The sequence below is a fragment of the Neobacillus rhizosphaerae genome (genome assembly GCF_050477885.1).
Classification (GTDB): Bacteria; Bacillota; Bacilli; order Bacillales; family Cytobacillaceae; genus Neobacillus; species Neobacillus rhizosphaerae_A.
In genome coordinates this window covers 1-1,739 of the sequence record NZ_JBCNAC010000133.1, presented here as the reverse complement: position 1 = coordinate 1,739, position 1,739 = coordinate 1, and the positions used below count along the sequence as shown (strand labels likewise).

General features: G+C 39.3%; 1 protein-coding gene. It reads left to right on the top strand.

Annotation, left to right across the window (positions count from 1 at the left end):
• The first annotated feature begins 767 nt into the window (after positions 1–767).
• Positions 768–1,637 carry a Cof-type HAD-IIB family hydrolase gene (locus tag ABES03_RS18450; protein ID WP_430119334.1) on the top strand — a complete coding sequence of 290 codons (870 nt, stop codon included), beginning with the start codon at positions 768–770 and terminating at the stop codon, positions 1,635–1,637.
• The last annotated feature ends 102 nt before the right edge of the window (positions 1,638–1,739 follow it).

Genomic DNA, 1,739 nt, shown 5'->3' with positions numbered 1-1,739 from the left:
AGAAGTGTCAAATGCCCGTGTCAATTGAAAAAGTGGTCGACCGGTAAATAGAAGAAGTTTCAAATTCCCGAGCTAAGTGAAAAAGTAGGCGACCGGTAAATAGAAGAGGTTTCAAATGCCCGAGCTAAGTGAAAAAGTAGGCGACCGGTAAATAGAAGAAGTTTCAAATGCCCGTGTCAATTGAAAAAGTGGTCGACCGGTAAATAGAAGAGGTTTCAAATGCCCGTGGCAATTGAAAAAGTGGTCGACCGGTAAATAGGGGAAGTTTCAAATGCCCGAGCTAAGTGAAAAAGTGGTCAACCGGTAAATAGAAGAAGTTTCAAATGCCCGAGCTAAGTGAAAAAGTGGTCGACCGGTAAATAGAAGAGGTTTCAAATGCCCGAGCTAAGTGAAAAAGTAGGCGACCGGTAAATAGAAGAAGTGTCAAATGCCCGTGGCAATTGAAAAAGTGGTCGACCGGTAAATAGAAGAGGTTTCAAATTCCCTCAGCTAAGTCAAAAGGTAGGCGACCGGTAAATAGAAGAAATTTCAAATGCCCATGGCAAGGTTGCCTGGGTACTAAAGACCAAAGACTTTTGAACAGTTAAGTGCGAATAGATCTCTGTCTGGGCTCCGCAAAATCAACCAGTCTTCTTGAGCGTGGCTGACCAAGGCGCTTGCGTTTTTTTATGCATTCATGAACTCTCTTTTTTTGCACTGTTCTATTCAAGCGTGAAAATTCATAAAAGTGTAATAAGGCAATTTCACCAAGGACAGGGGGCAAATTAATGATTTATCGCTTACTTGCGTTAAATATTGATGGCACGCTTCTTCAAACGAATGGAAAAATTCATAAATCTACAAAAGAAGCTATTGAGTATGTACAACAAAAAGGCATTTATGTCACGCTTGTCACTTCACGGAGTTTTCCTTCAGCAAAAAAGGTTGCCAAAGCGTTAAAAATAAAATCACCACTTATTACTCATCAAGGTGCTTACATTGCAAGCTCTGCCGAAAAACCAGTGTATGTACAAAGAATTAATGACGATATTACCTATGATACGGTCCGTTTTTTAGAGGCATTGCCATGCCAAATTCGTTTGGTTCATGAACAATTTTCAATAGCTAATAAATTTAAACTAAATAATCAGCTGTTAGCAAAAACCATCTTCACTTCAGGTGATCCCATGTTTTATTCGCAGCAGTTTGTATCATCTCTAAGTGAGTACTTACATGATCAGCCAGTTACACCGCCAAAGATAGAGGTTTATTTCGAAAGCAAGGATGATCTCCTTGATGCGAAGACGGCATTGCGTAAAATGTTTAATGAAATTGATATCATTGAACTAGATTCACTGCGTTTAGACATCGTTCCTGCAGGTGTCTCAAAGCTAGACGGATTGACCTACCTAGGAAGTCAATTAGGAATTCGTTTAAGTGAAATGGTTTATATTGGCGATGGAACCGACGATATACGGTTAATTGAGGCGGTTGGTCTCGGGGTTTCCATGTGGAATGCCGATTTCGAAGTAAAAAAAGCTTCGGATTGGGTAACTAGATCGGAAAATGAAAATGGTGTAGCTTATATGGTGAAAGAACATTTTCGAAAGCAACAGCCAATTGAGTTTTTAAGAAAAATGAAGATAATCAAAAACTAAAATAAAAAATATCATTGGCTACTAGCCTTTGATATTTTTTATTTTAGTTCTATCAAAATTGTACTTGTTGATTTCCGCTCCGGGCACTTCGCTTTCCGTGGG

What these genes read in the sequence shown, in the direction of transcription:
- ABES03_RS18450 (WP_430119334.1), top strand. Translation starts at nt 768, where the DNA reads ATGATTTATCGCTTACTTGCGTTAAATATTGATGGCACGCTTCTTCAA.